This window comes from Pacificibacter marinus, from assembly GCF_900109555.1.
Classification (GTDB): domain Bacteria; phylum Pseudomonadota; class Alphaproteobacteria; order Rhodobacterales; family Rhodobacteraceae; genus Celeribacter; species Celeribacter marinus_C.
Window position 1 is genome coordinate 1 of sequence record NZ_FNZV01000007.1, and the last position, 23,950, is coordinate 23,950.

21 protein-coding genes are annotated in these 23,950 nt (G+C 53.0%); 6 read left to right on the plus strand and 15 right to left on the minus strand.

Going from position 1 to position 23,950, the window contains the following annotated elements; translation table 11 throughout:
- The 5 genes from BM025_RS10010 to BM025_RS10030 form a co-directional block, all read right to left on the minus strand.
- Positions 1-483 (minus strand): fumarylacetoacetate hydrolase family protein (locus BM025_RS10010; RefSeq protein ID WP_139204561.1); only part of this gene is annotated, 483 nt, incomplete at its 3' end.
- A 27-nt stretch (positions 484-510) separates the two neighbouring features.
- Entirely contained in the window at positions 511-1,251 is a 741-nt protein-coding gene (locus BM025_RS10015; protein ID WP_085850898.1) for an SDR family oxidoreductase, read from the minus strand.
- 331 nt (positions 1,252-1,582) lie between these two features.
- The gene (locus tag BM025_RS10020; protein WP_085849461.1) at positions 1,583-2,287 is read right to left on the minus strand and encodes an RlmE family RNA methyltransferase; all 705 of its coding nucleotides are present in this window, start codon (positions 2,285-2,287) and stop codon (positions 1,583-1,585) included.
- A 105-nt stretch (positions 2,288-2,392) separates the two neighbouring features.
- Entirely contained in the window at positions 2,393-2,833 is a 441-nt protein-coding gene (locus tag BM025_RS10025) for a tellurite resistance TerB family protein (protein WP_085849462.1), read from the minus strand.
- Between the two features lie 134 nt (positions 2,834-2,967).
- A complete protein-coding gene (locus BM025_RS10030) occupies positions 2,968-3,840 on the minus strand; it encodes an NAD(P)-dependent oxidoreductase (RefSeq protein WP_085849463.1) in 873 nt (290 codons plus the stop codon).
- Between the two features lie 91 nt (positions 3,841-3,931).
- Between BM025_RS10030 and BM025_RS10035 the strand changes: the two genes are divergently transcribed.
- Positions 3,932-6,391, plus strand: a complete 2,460-nt coding sequence (locus BM025_RS10035; protein ID WP_085849464.1) for a penicillin acylase family protein — start codon at positions 3,932-3,934, stop codon at positions 6,389-6,391.
- Positions 6,392-6,460: 69 nt separating this feature from the next.
- Entirely contained in the window at positions 6,461-7,468 is a 1,008-nt protein-coding gene (locus BM025_RS10040) for a zinc transporter ZntB (protein ID WP_085849465.1), read from the plus strand.
- Positions 7,469-7,592: 124 nt separating this feature from the next.
- Here BM025_RS10040 and hflX read toward each other — a convergent pair whose 3' ends face one another.
- From hflX to dusB, 9 genes are all read right to left on the minus strand, one after another.
- Positions 7,593-8,882: a GTPase HflX gene (gene hflX, locus BM025_RS10045; protein WP_085849466.1), complete on the minus strand. Its 1,290-nt coding sequence runs from the start codon at positions 8,880-8,882 to the stop codon at positions 7,593-7,595.
- Between the two features lie 3 nt (positions 8,883-8,885).
- Entirely contained in the window at positions 8,886-9,119 is a 234-nt protein-coding gene (hfq, locus tag BM025_RS10050; RefSeq protein ID WP_085849467.1) for an RNA chaperone Hfq, read from the minus strand.
- Positions 9,120-9,309: 190 nt separating this feature from the next.
- Positions 9,310-10,866 carry a TrkH family potassium uptake protein gene (locus BM025_RS10055; protein ID WP_085849468.1) on the minus strand — a complete coding sequence of 519 codons (1,557 nt, stop codon included), beginning with the start codon at positions 10,864-10,866 and terminating at the stop codon, positions 9,310-9,312.
- On the minus strand, positions 10,866-12,242 hold the full coding sequence (gene trkA, locus BM025_RS10060) for a Trk system potassium transporter TrkA (RefSeq protein ID WP_085849469.1): 1,377 nt from the start codon (positions 12,240-12,242) through the stop codon (positions 10,866-10,868). Before trkA ends, BM025_RS10055 begins: the two co-directional genes overlap by 1 nt.
- Before the next feature lie 135 nt (positions 12,243-12,377).
- The gene (gene ntrX / locus BM025_RS10065) at positions 12,378-13,781 is read right to left on the minus strand and encodes a nitrogen assimilation response regulator NtrX (RefSeq protein WP_085849470.1); all 1,404 of its coding nucleotides are present in this window, start codon (positions 13,779-13,781) and stop codon (positions 12,378-12,380) included.
- Between the two features lie 22 nt (positions 13,782-13,803).
- Positions 13,804-16,026: a sensor histidine kinase NtrY-like gene (locus BM025_RS10070; protein ID WP_085849471.1), complete on the minus strand. Its 2,223-nt coding sequence runs from the start codon at positions 16,024-16,026 to the stop codon at positions 13,804-13,806.
- Between the two features lie 159 nt (positions 16,027-16,185).
- On the minus strand, positions 16,186-17,559 hold the full coding sequence (locus tag BM025_RS10075) for a response regulator (RefSeq protein WP_085849472.1): 1,374 nt from the start codon (positions 17,557-17,559) through the stop codon (positions 16,186-16,188).
- 67 nt (positions 17,560-17,626) lie between these two features.
- Positions 17,627-18,700, minus strand: coding sequence for a two-component system sensor histidine kinase NtrB (locus BM025_RS10080; RefSeq protein WP_085849473.1), 1,074 nt, complete (start codon positions 18,698-18,700; stop codon positions 17,627-17,629).
- Positions 18,697-19,677, minus strand: a complete 981-nt coding sequence (gene dusB, locus BM025_RS10085; protein ID WP_085849474.1) for a tRNA dihydrouridine synthase DusB — start codon at positions 19,675-19,677, stop codon at positions 18,697-18,699. The genes BM025_RS10080 and dusB overlap by 4 nt, the downstream gene beginning before the upstream one ends.
- 167 nt (positions 19,678-19,844) lie before the next feature.
- On the opposite strand from dusB, the gene BM025_RS10090 reads away from it, so the two are divergent.
- The 4 genes from BM025_RS10090 (at position 19,845) to BM025_RS10105 (ending at position 23,372) form a co-directional block, all read left to right on the plus strand.
- A complete protein-coding gene (locus BM025_RS10090) occupies positions 19,845-21,005 on the plus strand; it encodes a bifunctional 2-C-methyl-D-erythritol 4-phosphate cytidylyltransferase/2-C-methyl-D-erythritol 2,4-cyclodiphosphate synthase (protein WP_085849475.1) in 1,161 nt (386 codons plus the stop codon).
- A 9-nt stretch (positions 21,006-21,014) separates the two neighbouring features.
- Positions 21,015-21,524 (plus strand): phosphatidylglycerophosphatase A family protein, encoded by a 510-nt coding sequence (locus tag BM025_RS10095; protein WP_085849476.1) that lies wholly within the window; start codon positions 21,015-21,017, stop codon positions 21,522-21,524.
- The gene (locus BM025_RS10100; protein WP_244515596.1) at positions 21,521-22,003 is read left to right on the plus strand and encodes a CinA family protein; all 483 of its coding nucleotides are present in this window, start codon (positions 21,521-21,523) and stop codon (positions 22,001-22,003) included. Before BM025_RS10095 ends, BM025_RS10100 begins: the two co-directional genes overlap by 4 nt.
- 187 nt (positions 22,004-22,190) lie before the next feature.
- Positions 22,191-23,372, plus strand: coding sequence for an ammonium transporter (locus BM025_RS10105; RefSeq protein ID WP_085849477.1), 1,182 nt, complete (start codon positions 22,191-22,193; stop codon positions 23,370-23,372).
- Between the two features lie 72 nt (positions 23,373-23,444).
- Here the strand turns inward: BM025_RS10105 and BM025_RS10110 are convergent, their stop codons facing one another.
- The gene (locus BM025_RS10110) at positions 23,445-23,891 is read right to left on the minus strand and encodes a type II toxin-antitoxin system RatA family toxin (protein ID WP_085849478.1); all 447 of its coding nucleotides are present in this window, start codon (positions 23,889-23,891) and stop codon (positions 23,445-23,447) included.
- Between the last annotated feature and the right edge of the window lie 59 nt (positions 23,892-23,950).

Below are 23,950 nucleotides of genomic sequence, written 5' to 3' on the forward strand. Positions count from 1 at the left end.
AATTTGGTACGACCGCTCAGACACATCGTTGATCAGGCAAAAGCCAGCAACGTGGTCCATCGCGTCGGCTTCAGACACGTATTTGGCTTTCTTGCCGATCACAAACCCAAGCTCGACTTCCCAGTCGGTTTTCTCAGACTCGCGCGGGATGATGATGTCATCATTCGGGCCACAAATCGCTGAGGTGTATTTGGCAAAAATCACTGGCTCAGGCGGCACTTCCAGACCGGATTCAGCAGCGTGATCAGCATAATTGAGACCGATACAGATGAATTTTCCGGTTCCACCCACACAAGCGCCATAGCGCGGATTGCCCTCAACCAGTGGCAAAGTCGCAGGATCAATGTCTTTGAGCGCGCTCAAGTTCACCAGAACTTCGCCAGCAATATCAGACACATGAGCAGACAAATCGCGCAACGCGCCATCCGCATCAATCATTCCCGGTTTTTCAGCGCCGCGCGCCCCATAGCGTACAAGTTTCATAGTCTTCCTTCCTCAAAATCAAATTTCTTAAGCTGTCCAGCCGCCATCGATGATGTGTTCTTGTCCCGTGGTGAAACCAGATTCATCCGAAGCAAGATAGGCCACAAGAGCAGCAATTTCATGCGGTTGCCCAATGCGCCCCATGGGCTGACGCGCCACAAAAGCACTCAGCGCGCCCTCGTAATCGCCGGTATCTTTCAGGCGTTGATGCAATGATGGGCTGTCGACCGTGCCGGGGCAAATCGAATTACAGCGGATGCCTTGCGTCACATAATCCGTCGCGATTGCCCGCGTCATGCCCGCGACAGCCGCCTTGGACGCGCTGTAAGCCAAGCGATTTGCAGGCCCCGTAACAGGCCCCGCGACCGAAGACATATTGATGATAGAGCCGCCGCCGTTGGTCAACATCGCAGGCAAAAATGCGCGGATCATACGGTATTGCGCCTTGGCGTTGAGCGCAAATGCCATGTCCCAATCGTCTTCTGGCGTGTGCAAAATATCGCCCGCATGGACGATGCCTGCGCAGTTGAACAGCACATCGACAGCGCCGATATCAGTTGCCAATTCCGTGATCGCATTGGCATCTAACACATTGAGAACACGCGCCTCTATGCCATCAATCGCGTTCAATTCCGCCACAGAATCCGCGTTGATATCCGTCGCAATAACCCGCGCGCCTTCCGCTGCCATCCGCACCGCACAAGCCCGACCAATCCCCTGACCCGCAGCCGTCATGACAACGACCTTGCCCTGCAACCGTTTGCTCATATCCATGTGTTTTTCCCCGATGAACAGGTTACCGCCGTATGGCCGCACCTAATATTTTTGGTATACCATTTATCAGGAGATAAGCAGATCATCCCGCATTTGTCCAACCCCAAAAGACGATTTTGGTCCGAAAAATAAACCAAAACGTCATCTAGAAAAGAACGCCGCGTGTACAACGTATTTGAATGCTAGATGTTCAAAGAATTTATGCAAAAGGCGCGACGTGCAAGATGTCTTGCCCACCATTCATATGCGTCCAGATATGCCAGCCTACGGGCCCAATGCCACCAACATATTATCAACGGACATGCGGCCCCAAGACTGCGTTGGACTAACCTTTAAACCCAGTCGCCACGACGAATTTTTCGGAACTGTCAGAGCGCGACGCTGGGGGTTTGACGTGCATTACTTTGGTAAAGCGTTGCTTTAAAACCTTTTGAAGATCGCCCTCAGCACCACCAGCCAAAACTTTAGCGACGAATGTCCCGCCTTCTTCCAGCACGTCAAATGCGAAATACGCCGCAGCTTCACACAAGGCCATGATGCGGTTGTGATCCGTTTGTTTGTGACCCGAGGCAGAGGCCGCCATGTCAGACATCACAACATCAGCATGCCCCCCAAGCCATTTCTTGGTTTTGATATCTGCGTCGTCTTCCATAAAATCCAATTGGTGAATTTCGGCGCCAGCAATAGGTTCGACTTCTTGCAAATCGACACCCAAAACATAACCAACACGTTTGCCCGACTTTTCACCCAAAGAATTCACCCGCTTAACGGCAATCTGGCACCAACCGCCCGGCGCACAGCCCAAATCCACAACCCGCGCCCCTGGCACGAGAAAGCGAAATTTGTCATCAAGTTCAAGAATTTTATAGGCAGCACGACCGCGAAACCCATCTGTTTGGGCGCGTTTCACATATGGATCATTCAACTGGCGCTCAAGCCAAAGGGTCGAGGACAGCTTGCGCCCGCGTGCAGATTTAACTTTCACCCGTAGATCACGCGCGCCGCGACCCGATGATTTCTTTTCGGCCATGTTCATAAATTCCTGTATTTGAACACGCTTATAACAGTTAGAGAGAGGGATTGGAATGCGTTGTAACGCGCGGTTTTCACACAGCGCTCAGCAACATCAACATGACTAGGTTTGCGCCGCGATTTGCAATTCTTTGGCGCGCTCAGGGGAAATGCCAAGCACGTCTTCGATTTGGTGCAAAAGCGCGTCTTCTTCAGCGTGATTAACACCATCGGCATAGACCACAGCCCAAAGCGCGCTCAATGTCGCTTCTTTTTCATCAGAACTGATCGCGTTTTTCAAAATGCCTGTCATCTCGGATGTATCAGGCATTTGGCTTTCTAGTTTTTGGCACGCTGCGCGCATTTTAGCGGCTTCAATCGGGTTCAACCCATAGCGCCCAGCCAAAACCCGATCAATCACCTGAATTTCTTCGAACAAATAGGTGTTATCTGCCTTCGCAGCCCGCACCATAAGTGCCCCCATCGCGTGACGTGCGTCGGCTTCGGGCAAAGGTGTTTGGTATCCTGAGGGTTTGTTAAGGAACGCAAGCAGGGTTTCAAGCATGTTATTTTTCCAAAATCATATCTGCCAACAAGGTAACGGCAAAGCCCGCGTCATGCTAGAAAATAGTCATGCAAAATTCCAAAATGAGGGCCAAACAACCGCAGTCATCGCCCTCATTCAGGTGTTATAATGCGTTATTCAAAAGCTTTGAGACGCTTCATCAAACTAGAGGTATCCCAACGCCCGCCACCCATCTTTTGCACATCTTTATAGAACTGATCGACAAGGGCTGTGACTGGCAGGCTTGCGCCCACGTCATCGCCTGCTTCCAAACAGATCGCCAAATCTTTGCGCATCCAATCAACGGCAAAGCCGTGCTCATATTCATCTGCCAGCATTGTTTTGTGACGATTGACCATCTGCCAACTGCCAGCCGCACCGCCAGAAATCACATCAACCAAAGCTTCGCCATCCAGACCGGATTTTTCAGCCAAATGCAGAGCTTCTGACAGACCCTGAACCAGTCCGGCTATGGCAATTTGGTTGCACATTTTGGCCGTCTGACCTGCGCCAACCGCGCCCAAACGTTTCACAATTTTGCCATAGGCTTGCATCACAGGTTCAGCGGCGGCGAAATCGACCTCAGACCCACCACACATCACAGACAATACACCGTTTTCGGCCCCAGCTTGGCCACCAGAGACAGGCGCATCGACGTAGCCGACAGTTTTTGCGGCAGCGATTTCAGCCAGCTCACGGGTGACTTTGGCTGATACTGTGGTGTGGTCGACGAAAATAGCCCCTGCGGACATGCCGGCAAATGCGCCGTCATCGCCCAAACAAACTGAGCGCAGATCATAGTCATTGCCCACACAGGCCATGACGAAATCACACCCTTCGGCGGCTTCACGCGGCGTTGGTGCGGATGCCCCGCCATGCGCGTCAGCCCAAGCTTTTGCTTTTGATTCTGTGCGATTGAACACACGTACATCATGCCCTGCAGCGGCCAGATGTCGTGCCATCGGAAAGCCCATAACTCCAAGTCCTAAAAATGCTACTGTCGCCATGGCTTTTTTCCTCTAATCAAATGTGATTTAACGCGCCTAAGTCCTAAAGCACAGGACCGCCAAATTCACAATAAGCAGGTCTGCACAGCCCATGGCACTTTTCTTTAAATGGCTCTTTCGCATCTTCACTGGCGGTCTAATTCTTGCGCTTTTAGGCGGTTATATGGCCTATTATCTGGGGTCACGGTCCCTGCCCGACTACGACGCCACGGTCACGGTCAACGGCATTGCCGGCCCTCTGGAAATTGCGCGCGATACCGCAAATGTGCCGCATATTTTTGGTGACACCGACGAAGATGTGTATTTTGGGCTAGGGTTCGCTCATGCCCAAGACCGCCTATTTCAAATGATGCTGTTGCGGCGCACGGCCCAAGGAAAACTGTCTGAAGTGTATGGCGAACGCACAAAAGATACAGATGAATTGATGCGCAGGCTGGCTGTGTATGAAGCTGCCGAATCCTCAGCCCCCTTGCAAACACCCGAAACCACAGCAGCGCTCAAAGCTTATGCGCGCGGCGTGAATGCGTGGATCATTGAAATAAACAAAGGCGCGATGGGTCGTGGTGCGCCTGAGTTTTTCTTATTTCCATCTGAAATTTCCTATTGGCGCCCAGAGGATTCCATCGCCTTGCTCAAACTGGTGGCTCTGCGCCAGTCAGACCATATTTCTGCCGAAGTGTTACGGGCCCGCACATCACTATTGCTGCCCTCTGAACGGGTCAAAGATATTTTACCCGATGCCCCCGGCGCGCCCACATCGTTGCTGGCAGATTTCGCGACACTTTTCCCAAGTGTCGCGCCTAATCAACCCGCTTTGCACACAGAATATGCCATGGCCGGCCTCAACGCAGCCCCGTTTGGTGGCGCGTCGAATGTTTGGGCCGCCTCGCCTGAGCGGGCAGCCTCCAGCGCGTCTTTGATGGCCAACGATCCCCATCTGGGGTTCAGCGCGCCTGGCGCGTGGTATTTGGCCCGTCTTGAATTGCAATCAGGCGGAGTCATTGGCGCGAGCATTCCGGGCATCCCGTTCATCATTGCAGGGCGCAAAGAAACCCTGTCTTGGGGGATCACCTCGACCTACACCGATGATGCTGATCTGTTTATCGAAAAGGTAAACCCCGATAACTCAAGCGAAGTTCTGACGCCCGATGGGTACAAAAGAATGCGCAGTAAACCGTCGATTGTGCGCATCAAAGATCAAGCGCCCGAAACGATCACCCTGCAATGGACAGACAACGGGCCTGTGTTGCCGCAAAAAGCGTTTGATTTGAACACGGTCACACCCAATGGCCATATCGTTTCCGTGTCATGGACGGCTCTGTCATATCAAGATAAATCCTTGTCCGCGCTGTACAAGTTGATGAATGCAAACACGGTGCGCCAAGGCTTGGCCGCAGGTCGTGACTTTGCAGCACCCGCGCTCAATCTGGCTTTAGCTGACCCCAGCTATATCGCCCAAAAAACCATTGGCCTTGCGCCAGTTCGCAATGCCGCGCATCAAAGCCAAGGGCGCATTCCATCCCAAGGTTGGGTGGCCGAAAACCAGTGGCAAGGCTGGCGTGATTATGATGATTTACCTTTGTTTGAGCCTCAAAAGGGCGGCATCATCGGCAATACAAACAACAAAACCACCGATGCGCCGTTTCCGAACCATCTGTCGTTTCACTGGGGTGACACACAGCGCATTGAGCGATGGAAGCGTTTGATGCAAAACCGCGAAGTCCACACCCGTGAAAGCTTTATCGAGGCGCAAAACGACATCGTATCTTATTCTGCACGCTCGCTTTTGCCGCTTGTGGCCGCTGATTTGTGGTTCACAGGCGAAGCTGCCCCCGAAGGCACGCCAGAGCGCCAACGCCAACGCGCCTTGCAATTGCTGGCCGAATGGAACGGCGAAATGAATGAACATTTGCCCGAACCTTTGATCTATTCGGCATGGATGCGCGCGTTGCAAGACAGGCTGATCCGTGACGAATTGGGGCCACTGTCGCGCGCTTACACCCATGTCGAACCTTTGTTTATTGAACGTGTGTACCGCGATATCGGTGGGGCGTCTGTGTGGTGTGATGTGCTGCAATCCGCACCGACGGAAAGCTGTTCTGATATTGCGCGCCAATCCTTGGATGATGCTTTGCTTTGGGTCGGTGAAACCTATGGCACAGCTTTGGAATCTTTGCGTTGGGGCGATGCGCATGCAGCCCAACACGAGCACCCAGTGCTGGGTAAAGTGCCGTTTCTTAAATGGGTTGTGAACATTCGCCAATCCACCTCGGGCGGTGACAACACATTGATGCGCGGCCTTACCTCTGGCACGGGCGATCAACCCTTTACCAATGTACACGGGGCTGCCTATCGCGGTGTGTATGATTTTGCCGACCCTGACAGCTCGGTTTTCATTATTGCCACCGGCCAATCTGGGCACCCTTTGTCGCGTCACTATGATGACTTGGGCGAATTGTGGCGGCGTGGAGAATATGTGCCAATGACGCTTGATCCCGCACTGGCTCGTGCGGCAGGGGTTGGCATAACGCATCTTTTGCCCGAAGATTAACAAGCGTTCCATGCCACATCACGCCACAAAATACGCCGCACCAAGGCGCATCATATCGGAGCCTAAAACATGACACAGCCCCCCCGCGCAGTGCAGCTTTTTGCCCTAGATGGGCACGGCAGATCGCGTGAAGCAGACCTGCAAGATTTCGCGGCCTCTGCAGCCATAGCTGGCACATCTCAGGGTACAAAAGGCTTTAGCTTTGCTTGGGTTTACGGCGGCGCAGGCCAAGAAACGACAAAGTTGGAACTGGCCCCCTTTGATTTGGACGGCTTCGTGTCTGACGCCTTAACCGCCGAAGAAACCCGCCCTCGCTGCACCGTTCACAATGACGGTGTTATTTTGAATTTGCGTGGCGTGAATTTGAACGAAGGGGCTGATCCAGAAGACATGATTTCTGTGCGCCTGTGGATTCAAGACACGGTGATCATCGGCGTGTGGAAACGCAAACTCAAAGCCATCGACGATTTGTTTGATGCGATGCAACGGGGCAAAGCCCCTGAAACGCCCGGTGATTTTGCCGCCAAACTATCGCTACGCCTATCGGACCGCGCCGAACCTATCGTGGCCGCGCTTAATGATGCGATTGATACGCTGGAAGAAGATCTGTCTGAGGGCGGCAAACTGCAAGACGCAAGGATGCGGCTGGCACAATTGCGCCATTCTGCCACGACATTGCGCCGTTATATGTTCCCGCAACGTGATGCCCTGACAACACTGGAAATCGAAGATGTATCATGGCTGCAAGAGCGTGATCGCAGTCGCTTGCGTGAAGCAGCGGACCGCGTGACCCGCATGGCCGAAGAATTGGAAGCCATCCGTGATCGTGCGCAAATCGTGCAAGATCAAATCATGGATCGCCGCGCTGAAACGATGAACAGCCAAATGCTTTTGCTGTCTATCGTGGCGGCTATATTTTTGCCGCTGGGGCTGCTGACGGGGCTTTTAGGCGTCAATGTGGGCGGCATTCCTTTGGCTGATAGCGCTTGGGGGTTTGCCATTGTTTGTGCGATTTTGATCGTGGTCGGCATAGGCCAAGTCTGGCTGTTTAAACGCCTTGGTATGTTTGGAAAATAGCCCTGCTTCAAAGACAGGGCTGAATATGCACAACAGTTTTACAAATAAATTTGTGATTTGGCGCACGGGAGTATTTTGAGGTCAGCATCAAATCTGCACCGCCTCACAATCGCGCGCCAAACCATCACATTTCGCGGTATTCTTTTTCTTGGCGCGGGGTCCACAACACGGTGACGGCATAGCCATCTTCGGTTGCTTCCTCGTGTTCAAGGATCTGCTGTTCAAACAACCAAGCTCGTTTTCTGCCCTCAGAATATGGAATGACAAATTCGCGGCGGATTTTTTCCTCTTCGAAAAAGCGCGAAATCGCATCCAAAAGTTCTGGCACACCCTCGCCCGTGATCGCAGAAATGGCGAACTTGTCATCCTCGGCCTCTGCACGCGCAAGACGCGCATCGCGGGCCTCATCGTCCAAAAGGTCAATTTTGTTCCAGACTTCAAACATCGGCGCATCTTCTTTGATGCCCAGATCGTTCAAAATCGTCCGCACATCCAGTGCTTGCTCATGGGTTTTCTCATGGGCAATGTCGCGCACATGGATGATCAAATCGGCATCAAGCACCTCTTCAAGCGTCGCACGGAAAGACGCGACAAGCTGGGTTGGCAATGATGAAATGAAACCAACGGTGTCAGACAGGATTATTTCACGATCTGTGCCCCCTTGCGGCGCGGGCAAAACGACCGAGCGCATGGTGGGATCAAGCGTCGCAAATAACATGTCTTTGACAAACACATCCGCACCAGTGACCTTGTTGAAAAAGGTCGATTTACCGGCGTTGGTGTAGCCAACAAGCGCCACAATCGGGAATGGCACTTTGGCGCGTGAAGCACGGTGCAATTCGCGTGTTTTCACAACCTTTTCAAGCTGTTTGCGCAATCTATTCATGTGATCATCAATGGCCCGACGGTCCGCTTCGATCTGGGTTTCCCCAGGTCCGCCGACAAACCCTAGACCGCCACGCTGACGCTCAAGGTGGGTCCAAGCACGCACCAAACGGGTGCGTTGATAGGCCAAGGCTGCCATTTCAACTTGCAACACACCCTCGCGGGTACGCGCCCGATCCGAGAAAATCTCAAGAATAAGACCGGTGCGGTCGAGCAGTTTGACCCCCCACTCTTTTTCCAGATTGCGTTGTTGCGCGGGACTGACGGGGCCATCCACCAGCACAAGTTCGATTTCGTTTTCTTCCAAACGCAGACGCAGTTCTTCGATCTTACCCTTACCAAACAACCACCCAGGTTGCAGTTTGGGCAGGCGAACGATTTCGCCACCAATTGTGTCAAGCGACGGCAAAGCCGCAGACAGCGAAACAGCTTCGGCAAGGCCCGAAACAGGGTCTCGCCGGTTGCGATCAGATTGAATGTCAGGGTGGATCACCCAAGCCCGCGTAAGCGGTTTATCATGTTCTTGCAAAGTTTACTCTTCACCGTCGTACAGGCTGATCGGCGTGGACGGCATAATGGTTGAAATCGCGTGTTTGTAGACAAGCTGAGACTGACCATCGCGGCGCAAAAGCACACAAAAATTGTCAAACCAAGTGATAACACCTTGGAGTTTAACACCATTAATTAAAAATATTGTTACGGGAACTTTTGCTTTGCGAACATTGTTCAGAAATGCATCTTGCAGGTTTTGCTTATCGGCGGCCATATATATTTGCCTTTTTCTTGCGCTTTTGTTGCGAACTGCCTCTCTGACGGCAGCACTTTTGCACATGTTCGCAACATGTAGAGAGGAATGTCAATATTTCAGGCCCCTGAAATCATTAACTTGTTCCCAAATCGTCGCAATTAACTGCCTTAAAGCGCTTGAGGGGGCAAATCTCTGATCAAATAAATGGCTACCTGCGCCAGAATTCTGGATTGAGCAGCGCAACAATAGCCAGCATTTCCAAGCGACCAAGCACCATAGTTGCAGCCAAAATCGCTTTGGGAGCAGTGCCCAAATCAGCGTAGCTAAAAGGAACTTCGGCGGCAAAATAGACCAACGGCCCCGTGGTTGTTAACGCTGAGACTGTGAAAACAGCCGCTTCTTCAAAATGAATGCCAAACAAAGACAACGCCATCATCACGACGGCAATGGTCATGGCAAACAGCATGAAATAAACCCAAGCAACATAGGCACCTTGGCGGCGAATACGACGCGCACGGGCCCCTGCACCACCGACGGAACTGGGCGAAATCAGTTTCTCAATTTCACGTTCGCCGTGGCGCACCAATGCATAAAGCCGTAGCAGCTTTACCCCGCCCGCTGTTGTGGCAACACCACCGCCAAAAACAGCAAGTCCCAAAAGCAAAACCCCAGGGGCTTGCAACCCTGACCAAAGCCGCGCGGTGTCCCAACTGCTGCTTTCAAAGCCTGTCGTGGTCAAAAAGGACATCACCATAAACACGCCCCCCCACAGGGAATTGACCGCAGCACTGAAGTCGTTTTGATCCGCAATCTCCATCGCCCCGCCCCAGTGACGTGCGAACAAAATGATTGGCAGAATAACAAGTAAAGCCAAAGCGATTTTAACCTCAGAGTCGCGGTGCAAAGGTTTTACATCCGACCCGCCCTGATCAACGGTAAAGGTCTTGCGCGACAAAGCCAGCGACAAAAAGGCAAAGACCAACAGCTCGCCGCCAAAGCCCGATTGCGCCCCTGTCAAGCCGCCAACAGGGGAAATCCCCGACGTAGACATTGTCGACATCGCGTGACACAGCGCCACAAAAGGCGTTGAGCCGGACATAGCAAGCGCGAACCAAAGCACCAGCGTGAGGCCGAAATACACAGGGAACAACCGCTGCGTATAGCGCGAAAGCCGTTCAGGCCCCGCAGCAACTTGAACAATTTGTGAGGTGCGCGAGGCAACCGCATTGCCCACGATAGGGGCCCGCGCGGAAATCACTTCAAACCCACCCAAATTGAGCGGCGCGAGCACAGCGATGGCCGTGACCCAAGCGAACAAGCCCCCAAGCCAAGCGACCAAAGCGGTCCACAAATGCAAGGTGCGCGGCAGGCGACTGGGATCTTCAAAAACAGTGGCACCGGTGGTGGTTAAAGCCGATACCATTTCAAAATAGGCGTTAAAAAAGGTCGTGTCCGGCAAGGATTCCGAAAAAGGCACAGCCAAAAGGACTGGCAAAACCGTATAGGCGGCCAAAAGCACCAAAAGTTGGTTGCGCCCTTCGCGGTCGCGCTCTTTGCCTGTATCGCGGTTTTCCGTCGCTTCACTGCGAAACCGTGCGATCGAGATCAACACCGAAAACGTAGCCAAAAGAATGCCAGCATAAAAAAATGACCGTGATGCAAGGTGCTGAGACACCGCCGCACCATAGGCTGCTGGCAGCATCATCGCGCCCGCGCAAATCAGCATCAGCTGCACAAAAAAGGGCATGCGCGAAAAGCGGTTCATTAGAAGTAATCAATCGAAACTTGCAAAAGGCGTTCCACTTCGGGGACATCCGCTGCGAGAGAAAACAGCGTGATCACATCGCCTTCTTCAATCCGCAATTCGCCTGCAGGCTTCATATAAGTGTCGCCATGCATCACTGCGCCGACCAATACGCCTTCGGGGAAATCGATGTCACGAATACGACGCCCTGAGAGCGGTGATGTGGACAGAACTTGTGCTTCGATCACCTCGGCCTCGCCGTCCCCCACAGAATAAACATTACGCACGCGACCATGGCGGATGTGGCGTAAAATGGATGACACGGTGGTGGCACGTGGGTTGATATAAGCGTCAATATCAAGCGCTGCGAGCACAGGCACAAGGGATGGATCATTCACCAGACAAATCGCCATAGAGCAGCCCGCCTGTTTGGCACGCACCGCAGACAGCATGTTGACCTTATCGTCGTCCGTGACACACAAAACGGCGTCTGCGCGTGAAATGCCCGCTTCGGCCAGAACCTCGCTGTCAAGCGCATCACCATGCAAAACAATCGTACGCTCAAGCGCATCAGCTGCTTTTTCAGCAATCGTCCGGTTCTTTTCGATCACCTTGGCCCGCACACGTTCGGTGCGCGCCTCAAGCGCCTGCGCGACCCCAAGACCAACATTACCACCGCCCAAAATCACCACACGTTCTTGTTTGCGGTTGGTTTTGCCAAAGATTTCCAGCGAGCGTGTGATGTCTTTGGAATGCAAGAACAGATAGACGTCATCGCCAGCGTAAAGTTGATCATCAGGTTCAGGGGCAAACAAAGTGCCATCGCGACGCACCCCAACCACAATCGCGCGCAAGGTCGAAAACAAATCCGTCAACTCGCGCAATGAGGTGTTTAAAACGGGGCAATGTTCATCCAAAGAAATGCCCATCAACTGCGCACTGCCGCCTAAAAAGGCCTGTGTATCGAATGCTGCGGGGGCGGCCAGACGGCGCAAAGCGGCCTCTGCCACTTCTTTTTCAGGGGAAATCACCACATCAATAGGCATGTGATCGCGGCGGTACAAATCAGAATAGATCGCGGTCAAATAGGACTGTGCGCGTAGGCGCGCGATCTTGCGCGGCACGTCAAACACCGAATGCGCCACCTGACATGTGACCATGTTGACCTCGTCAGAATGAGTCGCTGCGATGATCATATCCGCATCGCGCGCCCCGGCTTTGGCCAGCACATCGGGGTATGAGGCAAAGCCTTCGACACCTTGCACATCAAGCGTGTCCATCGCACGGCGCACCAAGTCGGGATTGTTGTCCACAACAGTCACGTCGTTTTTTTCGCCTGACAGTTGGCGTGCGATTTGCCAGCCAACCTGACCCGCGCCGCAAATGATGACTTTCATCGCATCATCCCTTGTTTCCCAAGCTGTGTTTCCAAAGCCGTGGTTTTGTTTCAAGCCCTTGGTTTGCACGTCTGCTGTGCTTGGTCAACGCCTTGCTGGTCCCCGTGCGCTGTTCTGCGCGCAGGCGTTGCCGGATCAGTCCACCTCTTCTGGCACGTAAGCCACGCGTCCGCCGGATTTATTTCCTGTGACCACACCTAGCGATTTCAATTTACGGTGCAACGCAGAGCGTTCCATACCGACAAACGTGGCTGTGCGTGAAATATTGCCACCAAAACGATTGATCTGGGTCAGCAAATATTCGCGTTCAAACAATTCACGCGCCTCGCGCAATGGCAAGGTGGCGATGCTTGGCGACAAAATAGAACGCCCGTCATCTTCGCCTAGTGGCGCCTGTTCTGGCAATTCATCGGCTGAGATATCTTCAGTGCTGTCGCCCAAAATTAGCACGCGTTCGATCACGTTTTTCAACTGGCGCACGTTGCCGGGCCAAGCCAAAGTTTGCAGCATCGCAATGGCATCGCTTGACAGCTTGCGCAGCGGAAGCCCCTGACTTTTATTGAATTGTTCAATAAATGCTTTGGCCAAAACGGGAATGTCTTCGCGGCGTTTTTCCAAAGCGGGCACTTCAATTGGCACCACATTCAAGCGATGAAACAACTCTTCGCGAAACTGCCCAGCGGCAATGTCAGCGGCAAGATCATGGCTGGTGGATGAAATCACCCGCAAATCGACCGACACTTTTTCGGACCCGCCAACACGTGTGAATTGCTGGTCGACCAAAACGCGCAGGATTTTGGATTGCGTGCCTGCGGGCATGTCCGCCACTTCATCGAAATAGATAACCCCACCGCTGGCTTGCTCTAACAAGCCCTTTTCGATCCCTTTTTCAGGCGTCTCACGGCCAAACAGCACGTCTTCCATCCGGTCCGGTTCAATGGTGGCAGAACTCACCGTGATAAACGGGAATCCGCCACGATCAGAGTGGCTGTGAATATAACGTGCAGCGACTTCTTTGCCGACACCAGCAGGGCCTGTCAGCATCACGCGGCCATTGGATTTGGTGACTTTTTCCAGATTGGATTTCAACTGCTTGAACACAGCAGACCCGCCGATCAAATCAACTTCGCCACCATCTTTGCGTTTGAGCGCAGAGTTTTCACGGCGCAGACGCGATGTTTCCATGGCGCGACCGATAACGACCATCAACTGGTCAATTTTAAACGGCTTTTCGATGAAATCATACGCGCCTTGTTTGATCGCAGCGACGGCAATTTCGATATTTCCGTGGCCAGAAATAATGATGATCGGCACTTCGGGGTGTTCGCGTTTGACATGTTTGAGAATATCGATCCCATCCATGTGGCTGTCTTTGAGCCAAATATCGAGCACCATCAATGACGGCACCGCCGCATCGATTTCAGCCATACAGGCATCGGCATTTGCCGCCAGACGGGTTTCAAACCCTTCATCTTGCAAAATGTCCCCAATCAACTCACGAATATCACGTTCGTCATCGACGATCAAAATATCAGACATGCCCTACACTCCCACTCTACATTCACACTGCAAGTTTTTCTTTAACAAGGTTAATTTCTGGCACCACCAGATCCAAACGCACCGTTGCGCAGGCCCCAATGGTTCCCGATGGATCAAGGGCAACACCATCACTCAACGTGAGACTGCCCCCGTGTTCATCGATAATTTTCTTCACAATTGGCAAACCAAGCCCCGTGCCTTTGTCGCGCGTGGTCACATAAGGTTCGAACAACCGCGAACGGTCTTCTGGCAGGCCAATGCCATTGTCCGTGATGGTGATCACCGCTTGGCCATCATGTTCCTCAAGCGTCACGAGAATGCGTGATTGATAGCCCATAGGAAAACCCTTTTCGCCCAGACCCTCAATGGCCTCCCCCGCATTTTTGATCAAGTTGGTCAACGCTTGACCAATCATCGTCGCATCCACTTCGGCGATGGCGGTCTGAGGGGCAATTTTGGTTTCGATTTTTACGCCCACTTGTGCATTACGTTGCAACAAAACTGCGCCTTTGACCAGTTCGACCAAATCATGTTCGCGCCGCTCAGGGGTTGGCATACGGGCAAATTTGGAAAACTCATCGACAATGCGACGCAAATCACCAGTTTGGCGCACAATAACCGATGTGTACTGTTCCAAAGAAGCTCTATCGTCGTCGCTCATGCCTTTGCCAAATTTGCGCAAAATACGTTCGGCAGACAATTGAATTGGCGTCAGTGGGTTTTTAATTTCATGGGCAATGCGCCGTGCAACATCGCCCCAAGCAGCCATCCGTTGTGCGCTGACAAGATCCGTCACATCATCAAAGGCCACAACGTATCCTTCCAACGCACCATCGACATCGCGTCGACATGCGATGCGCACCAACAGGCTTTCTTGTGATTCAGATCGGATCAAACGCAGTTCGTCTTGCACCACTTCGCGCCCTTGGTCTTGCAAGGTGGCAAACAGCGGTCCGAATTCCGGCACAGCAACGCTCAAAGGTAAATCAATCACATCACCGCTCGTGATAGACAAAAGCCCCTCAGCTGATGGGTTGAGCAACGCGACACTTCCGTCAGATTCCAGCGCAATAACGCCCGCTGTCACAGACCCTAGAACGGAATCAAACAAACGGCGACGTTGTTCGATCTGCGCATTGCGTTCCAACAACATATCTCGTTGTCGTTTAAGTTCACCTGTCATCTGATTGAAAACACGGCCCAATATGGCAATTTCATCATCACCGTTTTCCTCAGACACGCGCGCAGAAAGATCCCCCTCTCTGACACGGTTTGACGCCTCGACCAGACGACCAACAGGGCGCGCCAGACGTTCGGCAAACCACAATCCAACCCAAGTGGCCGCCAAGATCAAGATCAACGCAAAGGCCAAATAAATCAGACCAAATTCGAAAAGCAACCGCCCACGTTCGCTTTCAAGTTGGTTGTACAAAGCGACGGTTTCTTGGGTTTCATCCAACAGGCTCAAGATGTCGCCATCCACGTCGCGCGTCACATAAAGGTAGCGATCAGAGAACCCAACAAGACGCAGCAAAGCACGACTTTCATTGGCATCCCAATCATCAATCATCACCAAATCCCCGACCTCGGCACGGGCCAATTGGTTTGAAGATGGCATTTCATAATCAAACAAATAGGATCGCTCGCCGCGCGCCTTAATGTCACCTTGTCCGTCAATCACAAAGGCTTCGCGCAGGCCACGTTGTATCAGTCCCTGCCCTTGGTTCAGCACTTCGCGCAACGAGCCGTCAGACAAAATCGTGACAGCGCGTCGGCGTTCGGTGATAAACGTTGCCAGACTGCGCGTGTCAGAGGCCAGCCCATCACGGTGCTCGCCCTCATACGCCTCGGCTGCAGCCAAAGACGACCCAACAACATTGCGCACACGATCTGAAAACCAGCCCTCAAGGCCGAAGTTCAACGTGACGACAGCAAAAACAGCAACAGTGACCGTGGGGATCAGCGCCAAAAGCACGAACACCCCCGTCAACCGCAGGTGAAGTCGCGATCCCGCAGAATGCGCACGGCGCGCCGCAATCATTTTAACAACGCGCTGCGCCACCAAGCCAGCGACGACAAGCACATAGACCAAATCTGATAAAAGTACGGCCCGCAGCCCACCAGAGGATGCCGCTTGCCCCAAAGGCCCGATAACAACAAATGTCGTAACCGCAAGCAAAGGACCCGCCACAAACAAAGCCACAGTGGCCCAGTTGGTAAAGCGTCTTTGACGGCGCAGCCGCATAAGCTTGTTTAAGCTAGATCTCGCTATAGGCTTTCGCAAAACCGCCCCCCGACTGATACAGACAGGCACCAAAATTTGTGTGCCGCCCCCCGTATGATCCAGACGCAAAAAGCGTGACGATTCTGTCACTGCGCCCAAATCAACACGGGTGTGGCGGTTTTACATCAATTTGCGACGGCGTGTCACCTGAATATCGAGATCATTTATCTTTTTACGCAAGGTATTGCGGTTGATCCCAAGTAAATCAGCACATTTAGCCTGATTTCCACCAACAGAATCCAATGCGATTTCGATCAATGGCCCCTCAACTTCCTTTAAAATACGCTGATACAGGCCAGGAGGCGGCAAAACACCGCCATGTAAATCGAAATACCGACGCAAATGTTTGCCCACAGAAGCAGACAGTTTTTCGCCCTCTCCACCACCTTGAAGCGGCTCGACAGCGGGCTGGTTGCCCAAGACAAGTTCGACCTCGGCACGGGTGATTTCTTCTTCTGGTGCCGTGACAATCAGCCGACGGATCGTGTTTTCAAGCTGACGCACGTTGCCGGGCCAGCTGTACGCGCGCACAAGTTCGGTGGCCTCAGGGGTAAATTTACGCAGCGCCATGCCATCACGGTCAGCTTTGCCAAAGAAATACTCGGCCAACAGCGGAATATCATCAACCCGTTCGCGCAGGCTTGGCACAGACAAAGTCACGCCCCCCAAGCGGTAGAACAAGTCTTGGCGAAACACGCCTTCTTCCATTTTAGCACTTAAATCGGCCTGAGAGGTCGCCATAATGCGCGGGGAATGATCTGTGAAACTGTCCAGCATCCGCACAATGCGCGCTTGGGCGTCTTCATCTAGATCGCCAACTTCATCGAACAAAATAGAACCGTTTTTGGCCCGTGAAATGACCGCTGCCGGCCCTTCCATTGTGGCTAAATCTGTGGCGGTCACCACGACAAAAGGCAAAGATCTGCGGTCTGAAAAATCATGAATAGCGCGGGCGATCAAAGATTTACCTGTGCCGCTTTCGCCAGTGATCAAAACCGGAAGATCCGTGTTCATCACGCGCGCAACAAGACGGTACAGCGTTTGCATCGCAGGTGTGCGCCCCACCAAAGGCAAATCGTCTTGCATCTCAATCGGCGCTTTGGCGGTTGAGGGTGCAGGGTTGGCACGGCGCTTGACCTCAAGCGCTTTTGCGGCGCGTTTCATCAAGTCGGGCAAATCAAACGGTTTAGGCAGATAGTCAAACGCTTCGGCTTCGGCGGCTTGAATGGCCGTCATAATGGTGTTTTGCGCCGAGATCACAATCACCGGCAGACCAGGGCGAATTTTGGCGATTTTTGGCAGCGCCTCAATCCCATTGCCATCTGGCATCATCACATCGGAGATCACCAAGTCCCCTTTTCCCTCTTCCACCCAACGCATCAGCGTCACGAGCGATGAGGTCGCATGCACTTTGCACCCTGCACGTGTCAGGGCTTGGGTCAAAACTGTGCGAATTGTGCGGTCGTCATCTGCGACGAGGATCGTGCCGTCCATCTCTCAACTCTCCTTTGGTGTTCACATTGCGCGCAACGCGAACCTTTTTATCAATTCAATAGCAGCCCTAAGCAGTGGTTTTGGGCGCTACAGGTAGTGAAATGCGGAACACGGTCTTGCCCGGGACAGAGTCCACGGAAATCCAACCTTCGTGATCCGAAATAATTTTAGACACCAACGCAAGCCCCAAGCCCGTGCCATTTTCGCGCCCAGAAACAAAGGGTTCAAAAATGTCGCTGGCAATCTCAGGCGGCAACCCCGGACCATCATCCGTGATTTCAACCTGCAATGGCAAAGCCGCGCCAGATCCATCTTTGCGACGCAATCGCAGCGCCAAGTCATAAAAGGTCCGAATGCGGATCGTGCCACCCTCTTTGTTAGATGCCTCGGATGCGTTTTTAAACAGGTTCAAAAGCACCTGCATAAACTGATCGCCATCAACGAATGTGGATGGCAAAGACGGATCGAAATCCTCGACAAACGTCATAGACGCGCCATACGACAACTCTGCAGACTTGCGCGCGCGGTCGATCAAATCATGGATATTGATCGGGCGTTTGGCAGGAGGGCGCAGATTACCGAATTGTTCGACTTGTTCCAACAGCGCAACAATCCGGCGGCTTTCTTCGACGATCAAATCCGTCAGTTCTTGGTCTTCGGCAGATATACCCATCGACAATAGCTGTGCAGCGCCCGTGATCCCCGCAAGCGGGTTTTTGATTTCATGCGCCAGCATTTCAGCCATACCAATCGCCGAGCGCGCCGATGATTTGACAGAATGCGACCGCCCCAACCGATCTGCAATCTGGCGAGGTTCCATCAGAAACAAAATCCATCCGGGCTTGCCCGCTAAAGGGGCTATTTGAATGTTACACTGCACAGGGGCCGCATTGCCGCCGGACACATCAACATTGTTGATAAACATCGGCGCATCATCGCGGCGCACCCGTTCAAATGCTTCTTCAAGCGGCGCATCAATCGCCAGCTTGTCAAACACAGGCACCCCGCGCACAGAGCGCACTGACGCGTTCAAAAAATCTTCGGCGGCGGAATTCATTTCAGCGATTTTGTCATCATCAGACACAATCACAGAAGGCACGGGCAATGACGGCCACAGCGTTTCGAATGACGTCAGACTCATGCGGCATTCCCTTTTTGGTTTAAAGCTTGGGGCAAGTGATCAAAAACTTTACGAGGGTCTTTGAGGGTCAAAATCTCTTTGCGCAGCGCGCTTGGGGTTTCGGCTGTGTCCATGTACCAACTCAAATGTTTGCGCATCACCCGTGCGCCCAGTTCAACACCGTAAAACGACAGACCAGCGTCGAAATGACCCGCGACCATATCGCTAAACGCCTGTCCCTTGGGCACGTCTGGCGTGGGTGCGCCCATCAGATTGGCAGCGACCTGCGCCAAAAGCCAAGGACGCCCCTGCGCTCCACGCCCAATCATAACGCCGTCGGCCCCAGATTGTTCGAGCGCCGTTTTGGCATTTTGCGTTGATGTGATGTCACCATTGGCAATGACAGGAATGCGCACAGCGTCCTTCACTGCACGAATGGCAGCCCAATCAGCGGCCCCTTTGTACATTTGACAGCGCGTGCGCCCATGGATGGTGATCATCTGAATGCCCGCAGCTTCGGCGCGACGCGCAAGCTCTGGCGCATTCAGCAAAGCATCATCCCAGCCAAGACGGGTTTTCAGCGTCACAGGCACATCCACAGCGGCGACGACAGCTTCGATCAAGGTCAGCGCATGATCCAAATCGCGCATCAACGCCGATCCAGAATAGCCGCTCACAACCTTTTTGGCCGGACAGCCCATATTAATGTCGATAATGCGCGCGCCGTTTGCAGCCACCATTTTGGCAGCCTCGCCCATCCAATGGGCTTCACGACCCGCCAATTGCACCGCAGTGCTTTCAATGCCAAACCCAAGTTCGGCCTTTTCGCGCGATCCCGCACGGGCATTTAACATGTCATGGCTTGCCACCATTTCAGACACAACAAGCCCCGCACCGAAAGACGCAACCAAATTGCGAAACGGTAAATCTGTAATCCCCGCCATCGGCGCGAGAAAAATTGGTGGGTCGAGTGTTATATCTGCCAAATGAACGGGCAAGCGATTAATCCTTGTGCATAGACTTATGGGGTAGACCTCATTTCACAGAGTCGCAAAGGGTAGAGCGCAAAAAAACGGCTTAAAACCAAATTTGCCTATTTTTTAATCGACCACCACCCCGCAAGCCCCCATTGCCACGGACTGTCCCAAGGATTATTCACGAGATCATGACAATAGCAGCCTTGATCGTTGCCGCAGGACGCGGCACCCGCGCTGGCGGGTCTCTTCCCAAACAATGGCGCTCTCTGGGCGATGATCCCGCGTGTCCGCGTGTGATTGATCACACCATTCACGCCCTGCGCCCTTTTGTTGATACGATCCTTGTTGTGCACCACACTGATGATCTAAAGCACACTGCAAACCTGCATGATGTCACCTGCGTTGAGGGCGGCGACAGCCGATCTGCTTCGGTGAAAGCGGGCCTTGCGGCGCTGAGTGATCGCGATATTCAACAGGTTTTGATCCACGATGCGGCCCGCGCCTTGGTGCCAGCACAGGTCATCCAAGATGTGATCGCAGCACTTGCGCACAGCAACGGCGCGGCCCCTGCCTTGCCTGTCACAGATGCCCTGTGGCGCGGCACAGATACGGTTGACGGCACGCAGGATCGCACGGATTTATGGCGCGCGCAAACACCACAAGGCTTTGACTTTAAATCAATTCTACGCGCGCATACTGATTTCACAGGCTCAGCCGCCGATGACGTCGAAGTGGCCCGCGCCGCACAGATAACCGTGGCCATCACCACAGGCCATGAAGACAATTTTAAGATCACCCACGCGGATGATTTTTTTCGCGCTGAGCGCATTTTGGCGCAGCGCACCCAGTTACAAAAGGACACAAGCCCAATGGATATACGCCTTGGCAATGGCTATGACGTGCACCGCTTTGGCGCGGGGGATCATGTATGGATTTGCGGCGTGAAAGTGCCACACACGCGCACTCTGCAAGGGCACTCTGACGCCGATGTCGGTATGCATGCGCTGACGGATGCGATATATGGCGCACTGGCGATGGGCGACATTGGTCAGCATTTTCCGCCCTCTGATATGAAATGGAAAGGCGCCGCGAGTGATATCTTTTTGCGTCATGCCATCGATTTGGCCCGTTCAAAAGGCTACGACTTAGGCAATTGCGATGTGACTTTGGTTTGCGAACATCCCAAAATTGGACCGCACGCCGATGCAATGCGTCAAACGCTTGCAGACATTATGTCAGTCGATATTGCACGCGTCTCTGTCAAAGCCACGACTTCGGAACGGCTAGGATTTACAGGCCGCGAAGAAGGCATCGCATCCCTTGCAACCGCAACACTGATCAAGCCCTAAGGACCCGTTATGAAAGATATCGCAGAAATCGTTGGAACCTTTGCACGCGTTGGTTATTTGAAGCCCGCCCCTGGCACATGGGGGTCCGCTGCGGCCGTTCCTGTGTTTTGGGCTTTGACAGAAGCTGGCGGTTTTGGCTTGGTCGCGTTTGCAACCGTTGTCGTTTGCATTGCAGGGCTTTGGGCAACGCAAGTGATGACCAAAGACGCCACAGAGGGCACTGAAGAACATGACCCATCAGAAATTGTCATCGACGAAGTTGCAGGCCAGTGGATTGCACTTTGGCCCGTCGCTTTGGGCGCACAAATGATGGGTGTGGAAAGTGCACGACTTTGGCCCGGATACCTAGCTGGCTTCATCCTGTTTCGTCTGTTTGATATCTGGAAACCCAGCCTTGTGGGCAAAGCCGACAGACGTGGCGATGCTGTGGGTGTGATGCTTGACGACGTGATCGCGGGCATTTTTGCGGCGATTGGCGTGGTAATTTTGGCAGGTCTTGCCCATGGATTTTTGATGTGAGCGATGTGACGACATTGGCCACGCAGGTTTTGGCATTGGCCCGTGCCAAAGGGGTTCAGATCGCCACAGCCGAAAGCTGTACAGGTGGTCTGATCATTGGCGCGTTGACTGAAATTGCGGGGTCATCGGATGTCGTCGATCGCGGATTCATCACCTATTCCAATGGCGCTAAAATGGACATGCTCGGCGTTCACGCCGCAACGCTTGAAACCTATGGCGCAGTGTCTGAAGCGATTGCACTGGAAATGGCGGATGGGGCGCTTGCGCATTCAAATGCGGGGCTTTCTGTGTCTGTCACAGGCATTGCTGGCCCCGGTGGGTCTGAATTCAAACCAGAAGGCCGCGTTTGCTTTGGATTGGCGCAAACAGGGCAAGTGACGCTCTCAAAAACTGTAGAGTTCGGCCCCTTGGGCCGCGCAAATGTGCGCAAAGCCACAGTGCAAACAGCGCTGGAATGGCTGCAAGACGCGCTCTCATAGCGTGAACGTATAAAAATTATTTTACGATTAATTTTTAAACCATAGTACGATATTGCGCCCATTTTAAAGTCAATTCACCAATTGCATTATATTTAATCGCATAAATCCCCCTCACGCCCCTTTCATGACCGCTTTAAAGCCTATTTACGCGCCGCTAACGCTTAAAAAATATCCTAAGGAGGGGAAGATGGTCGGAGCTGATACCGCGTGGATCATGGTCGCAACTGCATTGGTCCTATTCATGTCACTGCCAGGCTTGGCACTGTTTTACGGCGGGCTTGTGCGCGCCCGAAATGTGCTGAGCGTGTTCATGCATGTCTACGCCATCGCCTGTGTGATGAGCATCCTATGGCTGGCCTTTGGTTATTCCATCGCCTTTGGTGACGGTGGGCCGCTTTGGGGCGGGCTTGGCAAGATGTTCTTGTCTGGCGTTGATGCCAATACGGTCTCTGGCACCATCCCTGAAGTGCTGTTTTTCGCCTTTCAAATGACATTCGCCATCATCACCCCTGCCCTGATTGTCGGCGCTTACGTTGAGCGGATTAATTTTGGCTTTGTTATGCTGTTCTCATCCCTATGGATGCTGCTGTGCTACGCGCCTGTCACCCATTGGATTTGGGGCGGCGGATTTTTAGCGGATGGCGGTATTTTTGGCGACACTGGCACGATGGATTTTGCAGGCGGTATCGTCGTGCATGAAACCGCAGGCATCGCGGCACTGGTCCTTGCTGTCATGCTTGGCCGTCGCAAAGTCGACAACAAACCACCTCACAACCCTGGCTACGTCATGATTGGCGCCTCAATGCTGTGGGTTGGCTGGTTTGGCTTTAACGGCGGATCGCAATTGGCGGCTGATGGTGGTGCAGCTATGGCAATCACGGTGACGCATATTTCAGCGGCCACAGCATCGGTCACATGGGCGCTTTGGGAAAAGCTCAAATACGGCAAAGCATCACTTGTTGGCATCGTCACGGGCACCATCGCGGGGCTTGCGTCAATCACGCCAGCATCCGGCTTTGTTGACCCTGTTGCGGCGCTGGTCATTGGCGGCGTTGCCGGTATCTTGTGTCAAGAAATGGTCAATGTGATCCGCAACAAGATCAAAATCGATGACACATTGGATGTGTTCGCGGTGCACGGTGTTGGCGGTATCTTTGGCACAATCATGATCATCTTTTTCGCAGATGGCGCAAATGCGATCGCGCAGTTTGGCGCATTGGCCATCGTCGGCGTGTTCACCTTTGTTGTGACTGTGGCTTTGATCAAACTCTGCGCAATGATCACGCCACTCCGCGTTGATGACGAGACCGAACAACAAGGTCTTGACCTCGCGCAACATGGCGAAAGTGCCTACGATCACAATTCTTAATATCCACTAATATAAAACAACAAAAGGCGGGATTGGTTCCCGCCTTTTTCACGACCAAAATGTAATTGCAGTCTAGGTATAAAGCTCAGCTGCGCGGCGCTCAAAGGCCCGCACGACCCGCTGCATCGCTTCATTGAACACCATACCGATCACCGATTGCAAAATGGCGTTTTTGAACTCGAAATCGACGAAAAATTCGACCTCGCAGCCGCCGTCATCTAGATCGCGAAACTGCCACCAGCTTTTGAGATAACGAAATGGACCATCAAGATACTCTGTATCGATCTTTTTCTCAGCAGGCCAAAGCACCACTTTTGATCCGAACTTTTCGCGGAACACTTTGAATGAGATCACCAAATCCGCCAGCATCACCTCGTGATCGTCGAACTGTTCGCGCGATCTGATACGTGCAGCGGCGTTCCATGGCAGGAATTTCGGATAACTTTGAACATCCGCCACCAGATCGTACATCTGCTGGGCGGTGTAGGGCATAATTTTGGTTTCGCGGTGCGTCGGCATAGTCTCTGGTCTATTTATTTCAGGATGATATGTCTAACCAATGCGAGCAAAATGCAAGA

Bases quoted from the DNA above. Each gene is read 5' to 3' on its own strand.
- BM025_RS10015 (WP_085850898.1), bottom strand. From the start codon at position 1,251: ATGAGCAAACGGTTGCAGGGCAAGGTCGTTGTCATGACGGCTGCGGGT.
- BM025_RS10020 (WP_085849461.1), bottom strand. From the start codon at position 2,287: ATGGCCGAAAAGAAATCATCGGGTCGCGGCGCGCGTGATCTACGGGTG.
- BM025_RS10025 (WP_085849462.1), bottom strand. From the start codon at position 2,833: ATGCTTGAAACCCTGCTTGCGTTCCTTAACAAACCCTCAGGATACCAA.
- BM025_RS10030 (WP_085849463.1), bottom strand. From the start codon at position 3,840: ATGGCGACAGTAGCATTTTTAGGACTTGGAGTTATGGGCTTTCCGATG.
- BM025_RS10035 (WP_085849464.1), top strand. From the start codon at position 3,932: ATGGCACTTTTCTTTAAATGGCTCTTTCGCATCTTCACTGGCGGTCTA.
- BM025_RS10040 (WP_085849465.1), top strand. From the start codon at position 6,461: ATGACACAGCCCCCCCGCGCAGTGCAGCTTTTTGCCCTAGATGGGCAC.
- hfq (WP_085849467.1), bottom strand. From the start codon at position 9,119: ATGGCCGCCGATAAGCAAAACCTGCAAGATGCATTTCTGAACAATGTT.
- BM025_RS10055 (WP_085849468.1), bottom strand. From the start codon at position 10,866: ATGAACCGCTTTTCGCGCATGCCCTTTTTTGTGCAGCTGATGCTGATT.
- trkA (WP_085849469.1), bottom strand. From the start codon at position 12,242: ATGAAAGTCATCATTTGCGGCGCGGGTCAGGTTGGCTGGCAAATCGCA.
- ntrX (WP_085849470.1), bottom strand. From the start codon at position 13,781: ATGTCTGATATTTTGATCGTCGATGACGAACGTGATATTCGTGAGTTG.
- BM025_RS10070 (WP_085849471.1), bottom strand. From the start codon at position 16,026: ATGCGGCTGCGCCGTCAAAGACGCTTTACCAACTGGGCCACTGTGGCT.
- BM025_RS10075 (WP_085849472.1), bottom strand. From the start codon at position 17,559: ATGGACGGCACGATCCTCGTCGCAGATGACGACCGCACAATTCGCACA.
- BM025_RS10080 (WP_085849473.1), bottom strand. From the start codon at position 18,700: ATGAGTCTGACGTCATTCGAAACGCTGTGGCCGTCATTGCCCGTGCCT.
- BM025_RS10090 (WP_085849475.1), top strand. From the start codon at position 19,845: ATGACAATAGCAGCCTTGATCGTTGCCGCAGGACGCGGCACCCGCGCT.
- BM025_RS10095 (WP_085849476.1), top strand. From the start codon at position 21,015: ATGAAAGATATCGCAGAAATCGTTGGAACCTTTGCACGCGTTGGTTAT.
- BM025_RS10105 (WP_085849477.1), top strand. From the start codon at position 22,191: ATGGTCGGAGCTGATACCGCGTGGATCATGGTCGCAACTGCATTGGTC.
- BM025_RS10110 (WP_085849478.1), bottom strand. From the start codon at position 23,891: ATGCCGACGCACCGCGAAACCAAAATTATGCCCTACACCGCCCAGCAG.